Origin of the sequence: Pseudomonas sp. Leaf58 (assembly GCF_003627215.1) — a bacterium.
In the GTDB taxonomy this organism is placed as follows: Bacteria; Pseudomonadota; Gammaproteobacteria; order Pseudomonadales; family Pseudomonadaceae; genus Aquipseudomonas.
Genome location: NZ_CP032677.1, coordinates 2,132,555 through 2,151,031 on the forward strand (window position 1 = coordinate 2,132,555; position 18,477 = coordinate 2,151,031).

The following is an 18,477-nucleotide window of genomic DNA, read 5'->3' on the forward strand; positions in this document are numbered from 1 at the left end:
TCAGTGGCGGTGTTCGCGGGTAACCCCGGCGTCGTAGTGGCTGACCACCTGTAGCCAGCCGGCGGCGATCAGCGCGGCCTGGCCGAGGTCGTCGGGGATGGTGGCGGCACTGTCGCGGCGCAGCCAGACATCGGCCTGGCCGGTGCTGTCGGCCGGCAGGATCAGCAGCAGGCTGCCGGCGATCTCAGGTGCCTGGCTGCGGCCCAGGTAGGCGCCGGGCTCCAGCCACGACCACTGGTGGCTGCCACGGCTCTGGCTGCCGGCATCGACCACAAACGGCGGCAGGCCTTCTGCGGCCAAGGCCTGCACGCTGGGCGCGACGGCGTTTTCTTCACGCAGCAGTTGGATTTCGTCGAAGGCCACCCGCAGGTCGGTGTACAGGCCTTGCTCGGCGGCGCTAAGGTAGCGGCGGGCGTCGATCTGGTGGCTGGCAATGGCCTGTTCGTCCTCGCGCCCACCGCGCAGCAGCACCACGCTGGCGCCCAGCACCACGATCAGCAAGCTGACCAGCAGCACATACAGGGTCTCGTGCCCGGCCCCTGCCGGGCGAATCACTTGCGCGCGGCTCATGGCTGGGCGATATCGGCGTAGTCGACTTCCACCACGTGCCCGGGGCCGGCGTCGAACAGCACGTAGAATTCGCCGGCCGGGCGCTGGAAGGTCAGGGTAGAATCATCGCCCAGCTTGCCACCGACCAGCACCTGTTCGTCGTAGCCGATCACATCCAGGGTTACCCCGGGGGCACCGCTGCCGTCCGAGAAGCCACCGGTGCATCTGACTTGGCCGCTGGCCAGTTCTTCGCATTCGCACATTGGGTTGTGCGCCAGGGCAGTGCCTGCGGCCAGCACCAGCCAGGGCAGGGCGAGGGCGTGCATCAGGTGTTTCATTTCTTGCCTCCTTGTTTTTCGAGCCAGGCCACGGTGGCTGGCGATGCCTTGGCCAGGGGGACCGACGCCTGGTGCATGCTGCCGTCCCAACCTTCGAGGGTGATCCAGATTTGCGCATCGGGCTGGGTGCGGGGCGGGATCGGCAACGAGGTGCCCATGTTGTAAGGCGCGCCGAAGAAGATGGTGCCGGCGGCGCGTAGGTTGCGCGGTTTGCCGATGCGCAGGTAGGCCGCCTTGACGTCCTGGATGCAGGCCTTGCACAGCGAAGCATTGAAGGCCTTGAAGTGGCCGGCCGGGCCGTCGGCGCGCGGGGCCTCATCACGCAGTTCGGCCAGGTCGAGGCGGTAGGGGCCGACCTGGATGTCGCGGATCACATGGGCGCCAAGCCCAGCTTCACCCCGAAACAGCTTGGCGTCGGTAAAGTACTTGGGCATGAAGCCCAGCGGGATGAGGATCAACAGGATGTTGAGGTGAAAGCGCCACTTCAGCCACCGCTGTTTCAGCGGGCTGGCGGGCACGGCTGGGGCCTGGCTCATGGGTGGATCTCCACGGGGGTTGCACGGCGCGCCGGGCGCGGCGCGCGCTCGCTGCGCTTGAGGGCGGCGGCGGTGGCCTGGGCGGTGCGCTTGGTCCAGATCAGCAAGCCGCTGAACACCATCAGGGTGAGCACCAGGCCGAAGAAGAACCACACCAGCTTGATCGGCAAGCCGCCAAAGTCACCGGTGTGCAGCGGGCGCATGGACTCGGTGACAAACTCCAGGGCCGAGCGGTCGCTGATCAGGAACTGGCTGTCGACATTGCGCGTGTACGGGTTTACCGAAGCGCTCTGGAACATCAACGGGTACCAGCCTGGCCCGGACAAGGTGACATGGCTGTAGGCGGTTGCCGGCAGCGCAATGAAATTGATCTCCAGCCCTGGCATTGCCAGGCCGGCAATGCGTGCCGCTTCATCCAGGTCGATGCGCGGTGCCGGGCTGCCATCCGGGGTTTGCGGTACATCCTCACGGGCGATCACCGGCACGATCGGCCGGCTGGAAAAGGTGATGTGGTTATCGGCCAGGATGGCCTGGATCAGGAACCATGTGCCGGTGATGGAAATGACCGCAATGAACCAGATCGACCAGACCCCGGCCAGGCGGTGCAGGTCGCCCCAGAAAATCCGCGCACCATGGCCGGTGCGCAGCGGCTTGAAAAAGCCCTTCCAGAATTTCTTGTACACCACCAGGCCGGTCACCAGCGAAGCCAGCATGGGCAGGCCGAGCAGCGACACCAGGTACCAACCCCAGCTGAAGCCATTGCTGAACGGCACCAGCCACCAGCCGTGCAGGGCGCGGGTGAACGCTTCGAAGTTGAAGTCTGGGGTCTTGCCCTGGATGGCGCCGGTGTACGGGTTCACATACAACGTAGGGCTGGTGCCGTCAGGCAGGGTGACATTGGCTTTTACTGCAAAGTGCGAACCGTCGGGCTGGCTTAGCCGCTCCACCACCATGTCCGGCTCGGCTTTGTGCAAGGCGTCCAGCAGTTGCTGGAAGCTCATGCGCTCGACGTCGGCGTCCGGCTTGTTAGCGCGCACGGCGGGGTCGGCCAGCCAAACGATTTCCTGGCTGACCACGGCGAGCATGCCGGTGAAGCAGACGATCAGGACAAAGAACCAGATCGGCAAGGCGAGCCAACTGTGCACCAGGAACCACAGCCTGGATTTGGATTTTTTCGAGGATTTGGCCATCAGACGTCTTCTGCAAGGGGAGTCGAGCGTGTGCCCAACCAACTAGGGCTGTATTGATAAAGACGAATGAGAATCGAAATCCTGACCTTTTAAATGCAAGCAAATGTTTCGGAGTGGCAACGGGTCCATGGGGGAGCGGGCGTGCCCGCGAACACCGGCGCAGCCGGTGCCATGCGCTGTGGCGCCTGATTCGCGGGCTCGCCCGCTCCCACAACGGCTAGAAACAGGAAATCAGGCGCGGGTCAGGGCCAGCGCCGGTTGCGGCTTGCCATGCAGTTGCGCCAGGTCCTGGTACAGCGCCCGGCCGATTTCGGCGGCACGTGCCGGCAGTACCGAGAGCAAGGTGTCGCTCAGACCGTGGCTGTTTTCGCAGAAGCCTTGCAGGTACACCGAGGCTTGCAGGTCAGGGCTGGCCAGTACGCGGTAGTTGCGGTCGACGCTGAAGTCGTCCAGGTAGCCGGCCAGCGGTGCCAGCAGGTCACGGTGCGAGCGGCGCTCGTAGCCCGTGGCCAGAATCACAGCATCGTAACGATGGGTTTGCTGCTGGCCGGTGGCGAGGTCGCGCAGGGTCAGTTCCAGGCCTTCGCGGGTGGCCACCACCGCTTCTACCTGGCGCCGGCACAGCACGTTGTGGCGGTACTGGTGAGCGACCTTCTGCCGGTAGAGGATGCCGTAGATACGCTCGATCAGGTTGAGGTCGACCACCGAGTAGTTGGTGTTGTGGTACTCACCCACCAGCTTGCTGCGTTGCTCGGCCGGTTCGTTGTAGACCAGGTCGGTGTAGTCCGGCGAAAAGATCTCGTTGACGAACGGGCTGTCGTCGGCAGGCTTGAGCGCCGAGCCGCGCAGAATCATGTCGACCTTGACCGATGGGTAGCTGTCGTTGAGGTCGATGAAGGCCTCGGCGGCACTCTGGCCCGAACCGATCACGGCAATGCGCATGGGTTCGCCAGCGGTGCACGGCAGCTTGCTCAGGCTGCTCAGGTACTGCGAGTGGTGGAATACCCGTGGGTCGTCCTTGAAGGCGCCGAACTTTTCCGGAATTTTCGGCGTGCCGCCGCTGCCGACCACCACCGAACGGGTGCGGCGGCTATATTCGCGGCCTTGTGCGTCGCGTGCGACCAGGCGCAGGTGCTCAACCCGGCCAGCGTGCATTTCTGGCTCGATGCGCAGCACTTCCTGGCCATACACCGCCTGGTTGGCGAAGTGCTCGGCGGCCCAGCGTAGGTAGTCGTTGTACTCCAGGCGGCAGGGGTAGAAAGTGCCGAGGTTGATGAAGTCGGCCAGGCGCTGCTTCTGGTGCAGGTAGTTGACGAAACTGTAGGGGCTGGTGGGGTTGCGCAGCGACACCAGGTCTTTGAGAAACGAGATCTGCAACTCGCTCTGTGTGGCCAATGTTTCGCCGTGCCAGCGGTAGTCCTGCTGCTTGTCGATGAACAGCGCGTCGAGGGCATGGCCCTGGGCCTCGGCCAGCTCTTCCAGGGCGATGGCCAAGGCCAGGTTGGAAGGGCCGAAGCCCACGCCGATCAGGTCCTTGATAGTTTCCGGGGGGGCAGACTGGCTCATGGCTGCGGTTCCATAATGGTCGAATGTGGACGCACGCCGGGAAGGGGCCGGCGCCTGCGTTTGTACATTGGGTGGAACGAGCCAAATGATGGGGAATTTACTGGCGGGCGAACGGCCATTTGCTACAGAGGCTAAAGAGCTGGGCTTTGCGGCCGATAGGCACAACCATGCAACGACTGATTTTCAATGCAAGGAGAAAGACATGACAGGTATTTCAACAGTCAGCATCAGCACCGCGGCCCCGGCGTTGAGTATCACCCAGACCGCCGACAGCCAGGATGCGCAAAAAACCCAAGAAAGTGGCGCTAGTGCACAGGCTGACACATCGAAAGTGAACGGTGGTGGGGGCCAGGCTCAAGCTGCCCAGGGCAGCAGTGAAAGTTCGGAGCCTTCGTATATCAAGCAATTGCGCGAGATGATCGAGAAGCTGCAGAAGCAATTGGCCGAGGAACAGAAGCAATTGGCCCAGTTGATGGCGCAGAAGATGGACGAAACGACCAAACTGGCAGCGGTAAGCGCCAAGCAGGCGATCATCGCGACCCTAAATGGTGAAATCCTGCAGGCCACCGCGCAGTTGCTCGAAGCGCTGCAGAAAACCGGCGGTAGCAGTGCGGGCGGAATGGTCAACACCCAAGCCTGACGGCGAATACGCTTCCCCGCAGGAGCGGTCTTGTGTCGCGATGGGCTGCAAAGCAGCCCCCCCTGACGATGTGGGCATCAACGCCAATATCCCTGGGGCCGCTGCGCAGACCATCGCGACACAAAGCCTCTTCTACAGGGCCGCATAGCCCCAGGCGCGGTTATTCCGCCACCAGGCGCCCTTTGTTCTGCCGCTCCGACTTGTACTGCATGGCCACAGCCGGGGCCGGTTTGGCTGCACCGGTTTCCAGCCACTGGCGCATGCGGCTGGCATCGGCGAAGTGGGTGTACTTGCCGAAGGCATCGAGGATGACCATGGCCACCGGGCGGTTGTCCATGCGGGTCAGCAGCACCAGGCAGTGCCCGGCTTCGTTGGTGAAGCCGGTCTTGGTCAGCTTGATGTCCCAGTTGCTCTTGTTCACCAGGTGGTCGGTGTTACGGAAACCCAGGGTGTAGTTGGGCTTGCGGAAGGCCACGGTTTTCTCGCGGGTGGTCGACAGTTCGCTCAGCATTGGGTATTTGCGCGAGGCCATCAGCAGCTTGGCCAGGTCGCGGGCGGTGGACACGTTCTGGGTCGACAGGCCGGTCGGCTCCACGTAGCGGGTGTGCGCCATGCCCAGGCTACGCGCCTTAGCGTTCATGGCCTTGATGAACGCCGGGTAACCACCGGGGTAAGCGTTGGCCAGGCTGTTGGCTGCCCGGTTTTCCGACGACATCAGGGTGATCAGCAGGGTTTCGCGGCGGTCGAGCTGGCTGCCCAGGCGCACACGCGAATACACGCCTTTCATTTCCGGGTTGTTGGCAATGGTCATGGTGAGCATTTCATCCATGGGCTGCTTGGCATCCAGCACCACCATCGCCGTCATCAGTTTGGTCACCGAGGCAATGGGTACAACGCGGTCGGCGTGGCTCGAATACAGCTCTTGGTTGCTGTTCAGGTCGATCAGCAGGGCGCTGCCTGAGGCCAGGTGCAGCTTGGAGGGGTCACGTTGAGCCTGGGCCGGGGGTTGTGCAGCAGCGGTCGACGGAAGGGTCGCGGTACCTGTGAGCAACAGCAGCAGGCTGAGGATGGACAGGGATGTTTTCACGTTCAGGCTCACTAAAAGTTGGTATGTCGTTGGCTGTGCAAGGGTTTTCCCCCAAAAAACCGCTGCATTCTGGAGTATGGCTGAACGGCTGTCGAATGCCTTATATCTAAAGGGCGCAAGGTGAACGAAATTTAATCCTGTACCAAATTCGTACCCATAACGTTCATTGCAAGCTTCGACAGCTCGGCCCAGCGGGCAGCTATCGACCCGAAGTGGTGCCGCGGTGGATGGCACGGGCTTCGCCCGTGTTCGCGGGCAAGCCCGCTCCTACAGTGTTCGCGCAAGCTTTCAGGTATTGATCAAGACAGTTGCGCCACAAAGGCTCGGTTCTATGCGCGACAGCGCAGCCATGAGGTAGAGGGCTGTTGTGGCCTGTCGAAGAGCAATCGAGCGCCGCCAGCGGCAAGCATGCACACTGGCCTTGCGATGCGCTCGATGAAACGCGACCCCGTGGCTAGTTCGCGGGCAGGAGGATCACGAAGTTCTTTTTCATGTCTTCCAGCACGGTCCATTTGCCCTTGGCGCCCGGTTCGATAATGAACGTGTCGCCAGCGGCCAGTGTGATGGGGGCGCAACCCTCAAGCTCGATGACGCAGCGTCCACTCAGGACATGGCAGAACTCCCAAACTTTGTAGTTGATGCGCCACGCTCCGGTGCTGGCTTCCCATTCTCCGGAAATGCGACCTTGCTGTTCATCGTGATAGTACTTGGACGTCAGTGTATGAGGGCTGCCTTCCACGACCTCTTCAAAAAAGGGAAGGTCGCGCACCGGTGGGATATCCAGTTCGCGGAACACGATCAGTTTCTTGTTCATGGTTTTTTCTCGAGCACGTTGTGGGTAGGGCGATACATCAAATAGGCTTCACCGGTCACGCCCAGCATCGGGTGCGGAACGATCTGGCAGGTTTTAACAATTTGAAAACCGTGACGTTCGTAGAAGCGGCGGGCACCGTGGTTTTCTGCATAATCGATCAGGCATAGCCCATCCAGGCCAGCGTCGTCAGCGCGCTGCTGGGCGTGGCGAAGAAACTGGGCGCCCAGCCCTTGGCTGCGCCAGGCCTCATCCAGGGCCAGGCTGGATATGTACAAGGTGTTGGGTATTTCCATGTCGGAATATGGCGCGAGCACCGGGTCTGTCTCGACAGACCTGTCAGGGGTCTCGCGCAAGGCGTAGCTATGCATCATGCCGATGACGCGCCCTTCGAAAGTGGCCATCAGGCAGTTCTTGTAGGAGAAGTCGCCCTGGTCCCTGGCATAGCGAGACGCACCGACACTCAGCAATGCTTCCCCAGGTGCGGCAAGCTTGCTCCATATGTAATCGGCCATGCCCTCCGATGTCAGTTGAAAGAAGCGCGCAATATCGTGCGCGTCCGAGGCTTGAGCGGGCCTGAAGTCGATAGGCATGTACAGTGCTCCCATGGGGTCGGGTGGTTAGTTTTCAAGGATTACGCCTTTGACAGGGGGCAGGGTAGACGGGTTGAACGGTTCCCATCATGCTCTGGGCGAACTCCGTCAGCACGGCGTGCGACGCTGCCCCCTGCTCAAAGGCACGAGGCCGTCTAATGGCTCAGGCCTAGGGAATCGATCGTGCAGTTGCCGAAGGTGGTGAAGCGAGAAGCGGGGAGACGTGTACGTCCATGGCGAAATGGCCGGAATCAGAGCAGGGTTGCCTCCGTATGGGGTCGTATGTCACGAAAGGCAATCCTGCGGCTCCTCCAGCGCAGGCCCGCCGGCCAGTAGGCCGGGGCTGGCGACTGGTAATAGCACGGGCGCCATCAGTGGGATCGACTCCACGGCGAGGTATTCGCCCAGGCCATGGCGCAGCGCGATGTCAACGGGCTCACGCAGCAGGTCCACAAGCTCGGCAGTGGACTGCACGCGGACGTCGATTTGCGGGTACTTCTAGAGCCAACGCCGCACCTCGCTGCAGTATTGCGTGAATTCCCCGCCAAAAAGGTCGGCAAGCGCTCGCTCTTCCGGCCCGATCTGGAAGCGGTTCATGTAGAACACGAAACCGAGTACGCCCAACAGCGCTGGCGGCCAGGCGAGAAAGATAGACCAGGCTGTCAGGGCTGTGGCGAAGCCCAGGTACATGGGGTTGCGTGTGTATCGGTAGATGCCAGAGCGAACCAGAGCCGAAGCCGCTTGCGGCTTCAATGGGTTGACAGTGGTACGTGCATGGTAAAAGGAAAGGACGCCAGCGAAAGAAATAGCTGCGCCGGCCAGCAGCACAACCAGTGCCAGCCCCATACGCCACTCGAACGTCAGCGCCAAGGCGCCCGGTAAGTGCCCTGCGGCAAGCCATGCTAACAAGCCGAACAGGGTGGCGACCAGCGGCGGTGGGATGCGGTTGTCCATGATCACTTCCTGTTAGAGACGAACGTCTTGCCAGGGTGAACGGTGTAGCCACTTCAGAGTCAAGCCGTATGAGTGCGAAGGAGGCGCCAGGAGCCGATAGCGGTACACGGAGAACGGCTGCTGACGACCCACAGTGGACCTTCACTCAATCAGTTGAAGCCATGGCCAACGCGCCTGGTAGCTGGCAGCCTTCTCCCTGAACAAGCTTGGCCGTGGATTCAGTTCGTTCATCCTGAGCCTGTTGTTCTGGAGGTCGTTCAGGCCATGAGTGCTATAAAGCTTACCTGTACAGGCGTCAACGCCTAGGCAGGTCGACCGAATAAGATAGCGGTCAATGCCATCGGTTACCTTTTTCAGCGGTGGATAAGTGCCGCCGAATTTCGCTTCGTACCATAAATGCACGCGGGCCTGATTGCGTACCTCAACGTTAACACCCAAGTGCGAGCACGCCTGATGAACCTGGGCTATGACCCGGTTTTCCGCCTCCCAAGACAAGTCAGCGTGGAAGTAGGCGATATCATAGTCCTTGATGCCCCATTCAGCAGGTCGTCCCGAGCGGTGATTCCAGAACGTCTGGAACAAAGCGCCTGCGACCAGCATGGAATGAGGGATACCTAACGTTGGCAAGATCTCAAGTAACGCTCGGTTTATGCGGTTCAGGCGGATGATTTCCAGTAGGTGCTCATCGGTAAGCGAATGCACGGGGGCCGTCCTCGGTGGCGTTGCAGAGTGCTGAGCTTACCTGATCGACAGAGGCCAATTGATTGCCGATAAAGCACGATAGCTGCTATCCGCCCATGTGCAGTGACGTCTATTTTTTGCCGCCAATGGGCATCAACGCTGCAGCAACTTCGCCTCCATCTGCAACTCCTTCAGGTTCTTCATCGATTTCTGCCATGCTCAACCGCGATGTCTCACGCAGCTTCAGCGAGCACACCGCGACCAAAGCCAGTGCCCCAGCGCCATACAACGCTACACCCAGCGGGTTGTGGTCAGAGAGCATCAGGATCGCCGTGGCTATGCTTGAGGCCGTGCCACCGCCCAGTGCTGCACCGATCTGGTAGCTGGCCGATATCCCGGAGTAGCGCATACGGCGAGGGAACTGCTCACCGAGAAATGCCGGGATCGGGCCCTGGGTTGCTCCCATCAACAGGCCGGTCAGGCTGTAGGCGAACAAGGCAATGGCAAAGCTCTTCATGCCCACCAGCGCGAAGAAGGCGAACAGCCCAAGCGCCATGACCAAGGCACCGAACACCATCACCATGCGCCGGCCCAGGCGGTCGGACAGGTAGCCGAACAGCGGCGCAGAGAACACGATGGCGATCGACAAGGTCAGGTCGAACATCAACGCCTGGGTGCTGCCGAAGCCCACTTGGGTGGCGTAGGTCAGGAAGAACGTGCTGCCGATGTAGGCGATGGTGCAATAGCCGAAGGCAATACCCGTGCACAGCAGCAACTGGCGCGGACGCTGGCGCACGGCCTCGGCCAGCGGTGCATGGGCCGGCTTGACCGCTGGAACGGCAACCGTCACTGGCGCTTTCAGGCGCGCATACAGGCCGATCATTACCAGGGTGCCACCCAGCCAAAACGGGATGCGCCAGGCAAAATCCACCAGGTTGTCGTTGAAGGCGGCACTGACGATAGCGAACACCGTAGCGCCCAGAATACCGCCTACACCGATACCCATGCTGGTGAAGCTGCCCCATAACCCTCGCCTGCCTGGCGGCGCCGACTCGATGCCGAACAGCGCGGCACCGCCCCATTCGCCACCGGCGGCAAAGCCCTGGATCAGGCGCAGCAGTACCAACAGAATCGGCGCCGCCACACCGATACTGGCATGACTCGGCAAGCAGCCGATCAGGAAGGTGCTCAAGCCCATGAGCAGCAAGGTCGCGACCAGCACCTTTTGCCGGCCGATGCGGTCACCGTAGTGGCCGAACACCAGGCCGCCCAACGGGCGGGCGAAGAAGCCGGCGCCAAAGGCGCTGAAGGCCACCAAGGTCGCGGTCAGGTGGTCCAGCTCGGGGAAGAATACCTGAGGGAACACCAGCGCAGCCGCAGTGCCGTAGATGATGAAGTCATAGAACTCCAGCGCAGTGCCCATGCCGGAGACGCAGAAGGTCCGCAACGCAGACCGGGACGACGCAGGGTTGGAATGTTCTGCATGCATTGTTGTTGTTCTCGTTGTCAGCGGGTGCCGCGTTACACAGGCGGCACCGGTGGGGCTCAGAAACGTTCGCAGCCAACCTTGGCCAGTTGCAGGGGCGTACCCGCCACATATTCCAGCAAGCAGCGCTCGGTATCGATGCCCACGCTTAGCAGGGTTTCCCAACGCTCGGTATCGGGCATGGCCATGTCCGGGTGGAAACAGATCGGTGCGCTGTCGCCCTGCGCGCCGCACATGGCTTCAGCACGGGCGCGCAGGTCGGCGCTGCCCATCTGGCCGATCACCTGCTCCAGGTGACCCAGGCGACATTGGCTGTCGGCACGGTCTGCGACCTGCTCGCCCAGGCTCAGTTGCGGGTCGAGGAAGTGGTTGGTGTGCAGCAACCAGCCGTCTTCACGCGGCAACACCAGTGCCGTGCGCTCAGGGCTCAGTTCGATGCTCACCGCACGCGGGCTGCTGTCTTCTCGGGAGAACACGGTCAGCACGGTGGAAGCGCTGACCCGCGCCGAGCGGGCCAACTCGATGGCCTCTTCGACGCTACTGGCGTCTTCGAGCAGGCGCCGAGCAATGGCATGCACCGGCACACCGCCGCTGTCGTTGTCACGGGTGTGGTGCAGAATGTTGAAATGCAGCCCTAGGCCTGCGCTGTTCACCCCCAGTTTGGCAAGCATGCCGAATTCGCAGAACAGCTTGACGTGCATGCCACGCTCGGTGTGCAACGCCAGCATGAGGCCGTGGGGGCACAGGCTGTCGTGCCAGTCCCAGGTCTGCAGTGTTTGCGGCGCGCGTGGGCCGCGCGGGGCATGGACGGTGGTGGAGCACTCGCTATGACGGGTACGGGCGGCAAGCACCTCGGTGCGAGCATTCAGGCTTGCCAGTTGCCACAACGGCAGGTCGGCGCCGCTGGCCATACCGATTACCTCGGCTGCCAGGTTCGGGCTCCAGGCTTCCAAGGCTGCGAGGCTGTTTTCGCCGATACGCTGCGCCTCGCGCAGGGGCACGCCTACCCGCGGGAAGAAGTCCAGGTAGAGCTGGGTGGTATGGCGGATCTGCTCGGCGAAGTGCTCGCCGATCTGGCGACCACGCTCGGCGGGCGTGCGGATATCGGTGACTAGGGTATGGATCTTCACTGCGGGGGAACTCCTGGTACAGCTGGCTCGGGGCATCGTTGCTGTTCTGGAAAGTGTGAGGCCGCCTCGTTCCCGTATTGCATGCCCCGCTGTGAGAGTGACAGGGTCATGGGCTGGGCGCGAAGAGGCCGCTGTGTTCAGGCAACCACCGCTAGCCTAGCGAGCCGCCCCCGGTCGATCATCGCCACAACCCGCACAACTTTTGTGCCTGAGCAGCACAAGTGCGCCCAGCAGCCTCATTACAGCCCCTGACTGCGCAGCTGCTCGTGCAACAAGGCGATGAAGGCCTGTACCTTGCGCGTGTTGCGCCGATGGGGCAGGTACAGTACGTGCACCCAGGGCCCGAAGGCACTCAGCGCCCGCCAGTAGCCCGGCAGCACTTCCACCAGGTGCCCGCTGGCCAGATAGGGCGCGGCGCACCAGGTGGGCACGAACTGCAGGCCATGGCCATCGAGCAGGCAGGCGAGGAGGAAGTCGAAGTTGTCGCTCACCAGGCGGGGAGTGGGCTGACGTATGCGCAAGGTCTGGCCCTCGTGCTCGACCCACCAGAAGCTGCGGTTTAGCAGGGGGTGGCGCAGCAGCAGCCAGTCGTGCTGGGCGTAGTTCTCCAGCGTGATGGCCTCGCCACGTCGGGCTAGGTAGTCGGGGCTTGCGCAGAGAATCACGCGGTTCTCGATCAACGGCTGGGCGATCAGTTCGGGTTGGTCGGTGGGGCCGTCGCGCAGCGACAGGTCGTAGCCACCGTCGATCAGGTCTTCGTTGGCGTCGTTGAGGTTCACTTCCAGGCGCACCTGTGGGTGTTCGCGCATGAAGCGAAAGCACACTTGATTGAGAAACGCCGGGCCGAACGAAGGTGGCGCGGTGATGCGCAAGGTGCCGCGCAGTTCGTGCTGCAACTGCTCTACCTCCTCGGTGACCAATTGCAGGTGCATCAAGGCCTGACGCGCGCCCTCCAAGTACACCGTTCCGGCCTCGGTCAGGGCCATGCGCCGGGTGGTGCGCTCGAACATGCGCACGCCGAGCTCGGCCTCCAGGTGGGCGACCGCCTTGGTAATGGCTGAAGGCGTCTTGCCCAACTGCTCGGCCGCACGGCTGAAGCTGCCGTGTTCGGCGGCGGCGACGAAGATGGTCAGGGCCGACATTTTGTCCATCGTTTCTTCCTATTCGGCACAAGCGAGGCGAAGGTGGGAGCGCGCGAGTCTCCACGCCTTTTCATCAAGCCTGCAAATGGTGTGGGTTTGAATGGCCGCCGAGCGGTGGGTGGCTTATACCACGGCAATCATAGGCCGGGGATTTTTTCCCAATCGCGAAAAAAGTTGTGCCTGCTGGCGCATTTAACCGGCGTTGCACCTTGGCTAGGCTGCGGCTCAATAACAACAACAACGAGGCATCGAATGAAGCACCTCCTGAAGATGGCGGTTAGCGCGGGTTTGGCCTGCACCTCCGTGCACAGCTTCGCGGCAGTGGACGTAATCTTTCACAACGCCAAGGTCTATACCGCCGAGCCAGGCCAGCCGCTGCAGCAGGCGGTGGCAGTCGAGGGCGACAAGATCGTCGCCGTGGGCTCGGACCAGGCGGTGCTGGGCCTGAAGGCCGCCGGGACCCGCGTCATCGACCTCGGTGGCAAGGTGCTGATGCCGGGCATGCTCGATTCTCACTCCCACGCCATCAAGGGTGGCCTGCAGCTGGAACTGGCCAACCTGATGGGCGAGCAGATCCCGCTCGATCAACTGGAACAGCGCCTGCGCGAGTGGCGCAAAGATGGCAAGGCCGTGCGCGGTGAGTTCCTGGTCCTTGGTGGCGTGCCGGGGACCTACTGGGATGACATCCCCGCGTTGGAGCAGCGTTTCAACCATGGCGAATGGGCCGAACAACCGATTCTGCTGGCCGCCAATGACATGCACACCGGTTGGGCCAACCAGGCCCTGCTGAAGCGTGCCGGGGTCGATGCCAAGACCATCGCCGCGTTGCCTGCCGAAGCCCGCAGCACCATTGGCCAGCACGAGGACGGCACACCCAACGGGTTTCTCGCCGACGCCAGCTACTACCCAGTGACCGACCTGTTGCCGCCGCTGTCCCACGACACCTTGCTAACCGCCGGGCGCATGGCCCTGGACTACTCCAAGCAGCTTGGCATCACCGGCTGGATGGACCCGCTGGCCAACGAGTTGCCTGGGGCGGATGTGAAGAACGACTCTCTGGGTGTGCTACCGGTCTACAAGGACCTTTCTGAACGAGGCGAGCTGACGGCCCACGTCGCCGCGCTGCTGATGGCCGACGCCAAGGCCCGCCCGGCCGACCTGGATGCACTGGACAAAGTGCGCCAGCAGTTCCTCGGCGTGCGCAACCTCACCTTGCCCGGCATCAAGGTTTTCGCCGACGGCGTCGCCGAAATGCCGGCGCAAAGCGCGGCGATGCTTGAGCCTTACAAAAACTCCGGCCAGCGCGGCGAACTGCTGCTGGACCCGAAGCAATTCGGTGAACTGGTCGATGCCGCCGACGCCCGTGGCTGGCTGGTACATGTGCATGCCATTGGCGATCGTGCCGTGCGCGAGGCGCTTAACGGCGTCGAGCAGGCTCGGCGTGCGCGTCACAGCGGCGTACCCCATTCGATCACCCACTTGCAGATGGTCAGCGCACAGGACTATCCGCGCTTCAAGCAGCTCGACGTGATCGCTTCAATGCAGTTGTACTGGGCCAGTGCCGACGAGACCAACCTCGACTTGGTCAAGCCCTATGTCGACGAGCATGCCTTCGCCCACAGCTACCCGGCCCAGTCGCTGTACACGGCCGGTGCAACCATCGCTGGCGCAAGCGATTGGCCGATCACTACGCCAGCGCCATGGAAGGCGATCTACCAGGCAGTGAGCCGCAAGGGCCCCAAGGGCGTGCTCAACGCTGACGAGGCCATCGACCGGCAAACCATGCTCCAGGCTTACACCCTCAACGCCGCCCGCGCCATGCGCCTGGAGCAGCAGGTCGGCTCGCTGAAGGTCGGCAAGCAGGCCGACATGATCGTCCTCGACCGCGATGTGCTCAGTGTCGGCGCCGAGGCGCTGCGTGACACCCAGGTACTACAGACTTGGTTCGCCGGCCAGCAAATCTACCAGCGCTGATCGGCATCTGCTCGTAAACAGCGCTGGCCGTATTGCAGGAAACCCCGCTCACACAAGCACAACACAGCTCGCTGTGGGGGCGGGGTGTACCTGCGAAAAGCCACACCTCGCTGCACCGTACACAACAACAATAAAGGGAAAGCATCGAATGACCGTACGCAACTTCCTGGCAGCCGGCCTGCTGGCCTGCGCCCCGCTGGCCCATGCCATCGACCTCAATGACGATTTCAGCGTCGAGGCCAAGGCTGGCCTTTTCAGCGACTATCGCACCCGCGGCATCTCCCAGACCCAGAACGATCCGGCCCTGCAGGGCTCGCTGACCCTGGCTCACAGCAGCGGCTTGTACGCAGGCGTATGGAGCTCCAACGTCGACTTCGGCTTTGGCAGCAGCACACGCCAGGAGCTGGACTACTACGCCGGCTACTTCTGGCAGATCAACGACGACGCCAGCCTCGACACCTCGTACATCAAGTACGTATACCCGCGTCAGGGCAACTTCAACTAAGGCGAATACCATACTGAACTGCGCGCCTGGGGTGTACTGCTCGGCGGCAACTATTCGGACAATTTCAACGGCGACCAGTCGATGCTCTACAGCTATGTGGGCTACACCACGCTGCTGCCGTACGACACCGACCTGCTGGTGCGCTACGGGCGCAACGACTACAAGGACCCGAGCTGGTTCGCCAATGACGGCGCCAGCCGCGACGATTACCACGAATGGGAAGTGAAACTGAGCCGCACGATGCTGTCGCTCGATTGGTCGGTCAGCTACATCGACACCGACCTTTCCAAGCGCTAATGCGCCAGCTATCTGGGCTTCACGGATGTCTGCTCGGCTCCTCGTTACAATTCTCTAGACTCTGTACGGAAAGTCTTGTGTGGACCTTTGTGGGGAGCGGAGGTTGAGCACCCCGCTGGTCAGAACACCGACCATCCTATCCGTGAACTCAGCAACTCAAGCGCCGCCATCCCTGCGTGGGAGTTGCCTGCCGCATTCAACTCCGGCGACCACACGCATACGGTGAATTGACCCGGCACAATTGCCACAATCCCGCCACCCACGCCACTCTTGCCTGGTAACCCCACGCGGTAGGCGAAATTCCCTGCTTCATCATAGAGTCCGGAAGTAGCCATGATCGAGTTCACCTGCTGGGTCTGGCGTCGGGTCAGGATTTGTTCACCCGAGTGTTTGCAGAACCCATCATTAGCCAGAAAGCAGAAGGCGCGGGCCAAATCAAGGCAACTCATTTGCAGCGCGCAGTAACTGAAGTAACTGCGCAGTACAGTCTCGACCTCGTTATGGAAGTTACCAAATGACTTCATCAGGTAAGCCATGGCAGCGTTGCGCGCGCGAAACTGATACTCCGAATCCGCGACACGGGCGTCTATCGATACCTGAGGGTTGCCCGATAGCCGCCGTACGAAATCGCGCATCGATATCGTAGGTGCTGCGAAACGCGACTGGTTGATATCGCAGATTACCAACGCACCTGCATTGATAAAGGGATTTCGCGGGCGACCGCGCTCGAACTCCAGTTGCACCAACGAGTTGAACGGCTGGCCTGAGGGCTCATGCCCAAGGCGCTGCCAAATGGCTTCACCGGAGTGGCCAATCGCCTGAACCAGGCTGAACACTTTGGAAATACTCTGGACTGAGAACGGCACTAGGGCGTCGCCTGCGCAATAATAGCTGCCATCGTTGCCATAAACAGCGATGCCCAACTGTTGCGCGGGCACGTCGGCCAACGCAGGAATGTAGTCAGCCACTTTACCCTTGCCGATCAAGGGGCGCACTTCGTCGAGAATCTCGTTCAACAGCGTTTGCATGGAAGGCCCTTTTATCACTCCCCAGACGACAGCAGGGGGTAGCGTGTGTGACGGAGATCGAGCTGGAGAGATCACACACGCACAAAAAAATGGCCTAGGTGACGATCTGGGGCAGGCGTGTCCGGCCATCAAAAAAGGCTAATCGGATAGCTTGAGCGAATGCTTCACTCGATCTTGGGAAAAATTTCTCAGCCAAGCGCTTCTCTTGCCGCTACCTTGATAGGTTCTGCCATGCCCGTTTTGCCTTCAGCAACGCCCGCCGCATGCCGGGCCACTCGCCAGCCAAATACAATCGCAGGCCCCAGCGTGGTGCCTGGGCCTGGGTAGGTGCCGCGAAACACTGAAGTCAGGTCATTCCCACAGGCATACAGCCCCTCAATCACCTGGCCTTGCGGGTTCAGCACCTGGCCATCGGCGTTACCCCTCAGGCCCGCGCTGCAGGCGAGGTCGGCCGGTTGCACAGTCACCGCATAGTAAGGCCCATCGCCGAGTGGGCGGACGCAGGGGTTGGGCATTTGCTGGGGGTCACCATTGTGACGGTTCATGGGGCTGCTACCGCGCTTGAATGCCGGGTCGTCACCCTGTGCGGCGGCGGCGTTGTAGGTGCTGATGGTGTTCGCCAGCCCCTCGGCATCAACCTTGAGTTTGCTGGCAAGCTCACCCAGGGTGCGGCCTTTGATCAAGTAGCCAGACTTGACGAAGCTGGCGATGTTGAGGGCGCTGCGTAGCGGCATCACCAGGCCCAAGCCGTAACGCTGCAAGAAAGCCTGGTCACAGATCAGGTGGGCGGTGGGGCTGGCGTCGCGGAGCATGCCCATGACGAAGTCGTGGTAGGAGTCTGACTCGTTGACGAAGCGCTGGCCCCGGGCATTCACGGCAATCAGCCCAGGCTTGGCGCGGTCCAGCAGGATGTGTGGCCATACTGCCTGGTAGCCGTCCTTGGCCGTGCGGATCGAGCAAGGCATCCACAGGCCTGGGCTGTCGTGGCCGTTGTCGAGCTGGGCATTGGCCTTGAGCGCGCGGTCAATGCCGTCGCCGGTGTGGGTCAGGGGCGCCAGTGAAAGGGCTTGGGCAGCCGCCGGGAACAGCTGCTTGCGCAGGGTCGGGTGGCGCGTCAGGCCCCCGGTGGCCAGCACCACGCCACGACGGGCGCGGATGCGCTCAGGCTGGCCGTTGTGCAGCACCACTGCCCCCACCACCTGGCCGTTTTCCAGGATGAGTTCGTGCAAGGGGGTTTCAAAGCGGACGGCCACGTTGCGCTGGCGCAGGCTATAGAACAGCCTGGCGACCAGGGCGTTGCCCATCACCAGGTGGGTGCCGCGGGGGTAGCTCAGGCGGTCGATGCAATAACGGCCGACCACGCTCAGGGTGCGGGTTAGGTTGTGCACAGAGGCAAAGGGCGCAAGCAGCGCATCCAGGTCCGCACGAGGCACCATCATGCCGCCCAGGCCCATGAACTCGCGGCGCGGTGGGCGCACGCGGGCGAAGTCCTTGCCCAGCAGCCTGCCGTCGAACGCGAGGGGTGCAAGGGCGCGGCCGCCAAACGCGGCGCCTGGGCCGCTGACGTAGTCGGGGTGGGCGGCGGCGGCGACGAATTTCACTTCGCTGATGCGCTCGAGTTCGTCAATCGCCTGCGGCCCGCTGGCGAGGAAGGCTGCGCGCAATGCGTCACCACCGCGCTCACCGACTACTGCCTTGAGGAAGGTCGCGGCCTCTGCCGCGCTGTCCGGCACGCCGGCGCGTTGGCTCTGGGTTGTACCGGGTACCCAGGTGGTGCCGCCCGAGGTGGCGCTGATGCCGCCCACCACGGCGGTTTTTTCACACAGCAGCACGTCCAGCCCGTGGTGGCTGGCCATCAATGCGCTGGTCATACCTGCAGTGCCTGCGCCGAACACCAGCAGGTCGACTTCCTGGTCCCAGTGCGGGGGGAGGGGGGTGGTGGTGCTCACTTTGCTTGCTCCTTCATGGCG

The 18,477-nt window shown here is 62.3% G+C and carries 18 protein-coding genes and 1 pseudogene; 3 read left to right on the forward strand and 16 right to left on the reverse strand.

All coding sequences use genetic code 11. The features are described from left to right. The 5 genes from DV532_RS10030 to DV532_RS10050 all read right to left on the reverse strand — a co-directional run bounded on the left by DV532_RS10030 (position 1) and on the right by DV532_RS10050 (position 4,179). Entirely contained in the window at positions 1 to 570 is a 570-nt protein-coding gene (locus tag DV532_RS10030) for a DUF6162 family protein (RefSeq protein ID WP_056800654.1), read from the reverse strand. After that, positions 567 to 887, reverse strand: coding sequence for a hypothetical protein (locus DV532_RS10035; protein WP_056800656.1), 321 nt, complete (start codon positions 885 to 887; stop codon positions 567 to 569). Before DV532_RS10035 ends, DV532_RS10030 begins: the two co-directional genes overlap by 4 nt. Continuing rightward, on the reverse strand, positions 884 to 1,423 hold the full coding sequence (locus DV532_RS10040; RefSeq protein ID WP_056800658.1) for a hypothetical protein: 540 nt from the start codon (positions 1,421 to 1,423) through the stop codon (positions 884 to 886). Before DV532_RS10040 ends, DV532_RS10035 begins: the two co-directional genes overlap by 4 nt. Next, positions 1,420 to 2,613, reverse strand: a complete 1,194-nt coding sequence (locus DV532_RS10045; protein ID WP_056800660.1) for a PepSY domain-containing protein — start codon at positions 2,611 to 2,613, stop codon at positions 1,420 to 1,422. The genes DV532_RS10040 and DV532_RS10045 overlap by 4 nt, the downstream gene beginning before the upstream one ends. A gap of 231 nt (positions 2,614 to 2,844) precedes the next feature. Next, a complete protein-coding gene (locus tag DV532_RS10050; protein WP_056800661.1) occupies positions 2,845 to 4,179 on the reverse strand; it encodes a lysine N(6)-hydroxylase/L-ornithine N(5)-oxygenase family protein in 1,335 nt (444 codons plus the stop codon). 202 nt (positions 4,180 to 4,381) lie between these two features. Between DV532_RS10050 and DV532_RS10055 the strand changes: the two genes are divergently transcribed. Then, positions 4,382 to 4,819, forward strand: coding sequence for a hypothetical protein (locus DV532_RS10055; RefSeq protein ID WP_056800663.1), 438 nt, complete (start codon positions 4,382 to 4,384; stop codon positions 4,817 to 4,819). A 160-nt stretch (positions 4,820 to 4,979) separates the two neighbouring features. Here the strand turns inward: DV532_RS10055 and pbpG are convergent, their stop codons facing one another. The 9 genes from pbpG to DV532_RS10100 all read right to left on the reverse strand — a co-directional run bounded on the left by pbpG (position 4,980) and on the right by DV532_RS10100 (position 12,712). Continuing rightward, a complete protein-coding gene (gene pbpG / locus DV532_RS10060; RefSeq protein ID WP_056801525.1) occupies positions 4,980 to 5,906 on the reverse strand; it encodes a D-alanyl-D-alanine endopeptidase in 927 nt (308 codons plus the stop codon). Between the two features lie 454 nt (positions 5,907 to 6,360). After that, entirely contained in the window at positions 6,361 to 6,720 is a 360-nt protein-coding gene (locus DV532_RS10065) for a cupin domain-containing protein (protein WP_056800664.1), read from the reverse strand. Beyond that, positions 6,717 to 7,325: a GNAT family N-acetyltransferase gene (locus DV532_RS10070; RefSeq protein WP_056800666.1), complete on the reverse strand. Its 609-nt coding sequence runs from the start codon at positions 7,323 to 7,325 to the stop codon at positions 6,717 to 6,719. Before DV532_RS10070 ends, DV532_RS10065 begins: the two co-directional genes overlap by 4 nt. A 270-nt stretch (positions 7,326 to 7,595) precedes the next feature. Then, positions 7,596 to 7,796: a LysR substrate-binding domain-containing protein gene (locus tag DV532_RS10075; RefSeq protein ID WP_256659125.1), complete on the reverse strand. Its 201-nt coding sequence runs from the start codon at positions 7,794 to 7,796 to the stop codon at positions 7,596 to 7,598. A 12-nt stretch (positions 7,797 to 7,808) separates the two neighbouring features. Further along, the gene (locus DV532_RS10080) at positions 7,809 to 8,264 is read right to left on the reverse strand and encodes an isoprenylcysteine carboxylmethyltransferase family protein (protein ID WP_056800671.1); all 456 of its coding nucleotides are present in this window, start codon (positions 8,262 to 8,264) and stop codon (positions 7,809 to 7,811) included. A gap of 141 nt (positions 8,265 to 8,405) precedes the next feature. Continuing rightward, a complete protein-coding gene (locus tag DV532_RS10085) occupies positions 8,406 to 8,966 on the reverse strand; it encodes a nucleotidyltransferase family protein (RefSeq protein ID WP_056800673.1) in 561 nt (186 codons plus the stop codon). 109 nt (positions 8,967 to 9,075) lie between these two features. Beyond that, a complete protein-coding gene (locus tag DV532_RS10090) occupies positions 9,076 to 10,434 on the reverse strand; it encodes an MFS transporter (RefSeq protein ID WP_056800675.1) in 1,359 nt (452 codons plus the stop codon). A gap of 56 nt (positions 10,435 to 10,490) precedes the next feature. Continuing rightward, positions 10,491 to 11,561, reverse strand: coding sequence for a C45 family peptidase (locus DV532_RS10095; RefSeq protein WP_056800677.1), 1,071 nt, complete (start codon positions 11,559 to 11,561; stop codon positions 10,491 to 10,493). Between the two features lie 239 nt (positions 11,562 to 11,800). Further along, positions 11,801 to 12,712, reverse strand: coding sequence for a LysR family transcriptional regulator (locus tag DV532_RS10100; protein ID WP_056800679.1), 912 nt, complete (start codon positions 12,710 to 12,712; stop codon positions 11,801 to 11,803). 243 nt (positions 12,713 to 12,955) lie between these two features. On the opposite strand from DV532_RS10100, the gene DV532_RS10105 reads away from it, so the two are divergent. Then, positions 12,956 to 14,677: an amidohydrolase gene (locus DV532_RS10105; protein WP_056800681.1), complete on the forward strand. Its 1,722-nt coding sequence runs from the start codon at positions 12,956 to 12,958 to the stop codon at positions 14,675 to 14,677. Positions 14,678 to 14,825: 148 nt separating this feature from the next. After that, a pseudogene (locus DV532_RS10110) lies at positions 14,826 to 15,476 on the forward strand (TorF family putative porin); the annotation flags it as partial. Between the two features lie 122 nt (positions 15,477 to 15,598). On the opposite strand, the gene glsB reads toward DV532_RS10110, so the two are convergent. Together glsB and DV532_RS10120 are read right to left on the reverse strand one after the other, a co-directional pair. Further along, positions 15,599 to 16,507 (reverse strand): glutaminase B, encoded by a 909-nt coding sequence (glsB, locus tag DV532_RS10115; RefSeq protein ID WP_056800683.1) that lies wholly within the window; start codon positions 16,505 to 16,507, stop codon positions 15,599 to 15,601. 188 nt (positions 16,508 to 16,695) lie between these two features. Then, complete coding sequence (locus tag DV532_RS10120; protein ID WP_056800684.1) at positions 16,696 to 18,456, reverse strand: FAD-dependent oxidoreductase; 1,761 nt, start codon at positions 18,454 to 18,456, stop codon at positions 16,696 to 16,698. Positions 18,457 to 18,477: the final 21 nt, after the last annotated feature.